1 protein-coding gene is annotated in these 1,248 nt (G+C 44.0%); it reads right to left on the reverse strand.

Annotated elements, in window-relative coordinates; translation table 11 throughout:
• The coding region (locus tag NL42_RS17840) for a BapA/Bap/LapF family prefix-like domain-containing protein (protein WP_461313771.1) at nucleotides 1-1,209 on the reverse strand (1,209 nt) is incomplete at its 3' end.
• Nucleotides 1,210-1,248: the final 39 nt, after the last annotated feature.

Here is a 1,248-nt window from a genome sequence, read left to right on the forward strand (position 1 = left end):
ACCAGTCAGTGCTGGTGTGCTGTCATTGGTGAGTACATCATTCAGAACGACTGTTGGTGCAAGCGCATCCACAATAGCAGTCCCTGGTCCGGAAGTATTACCAGCAGGATCTGTTGCGACTGCTGTTACCGTGTCACCATCTTTAAGATCACCTGGATTATCTACTGACCATGTACCATCTGGTCCTGCAACCACAGTTGTACTCGTGCCATCCGGATAAGTCACAGTCACCGTTGAACCAGGTTCCGCTGTACCTGTAATCGGATCTACCCCGTTAACCGGGTCAATCACTGGCGCATTTGGTGCAGTGGTATCTACTGTATAAGTTTGCGTATCGTTAACTGTGCTGCTATTACCTGCCGCATCTGTAAACGTTACTTTGGCATCAATCGTTTTATCTGCATCAGCCGCTAAACCACTACCCGGTACACTTACTGTCCAAGTGCCTGCAACCTTGTCTACAATCGCAGTGTACTCTTGACCATTAATAACAACAGTTACGACTGTATTTGCTGCATCTGCTGGAATGTTTTTAAGAACACCAGTAATTGTGACATTGCCTGCTGCTTCAGATGCATTAAGTACATTATCAGATGTAACTGAATTAACAGAGAAAGTTACCCCATCTGTATTTGGTGGAGTAGTATCGGCAGGTGTTGAAGAATCATTATTACTATCATGGTTTGATGCTGCTGCAATGATACCACCCGCAACTAATGGGATAGCCCATAACCATGGGTTTATGCCACCATCGTGATAAAGCAATGGTTCAATTGAAGAAATAGGCTGATAAATAACATCAGACACCAACTCTTGTGGTGCCTCTGCTGGTAACGCGGCTGGTAAGTCTTCACCTAAAAGTGCTTGTGGCTCAACATCAGCATCGGCATCAGCATCGGCATCAGCATCCGCGTCGGCATCATTTTCAGCATCTTTGAATTTTGCCCAGATTAACTGTCCATTTTCGTCTTGAAAAACAAGGCTGTTATCTTTAGGCTCAGCTGTTCCACTAAAAAAGCCTTCAATAACAATTGTCTCGCCATTTTTAAGGCGAATGACTGCATTGGTTCCCTCCCTATTCACCACCAATACATCACTGGCAGCCACTTTTACCAATACAACCGATGCTTCTGTAAGCGATGCGGAAGTTCCCTTGATGGTTGACAAGGTGTCGTGACTATCCTTGGCAATAATTTGTATTTCAGGCATATCTGTATTCCTTTTATATTATTGATTTAAATGATTTTT

The organism is Acinetobacter sp. GN11, assembly GCF_054823985.1.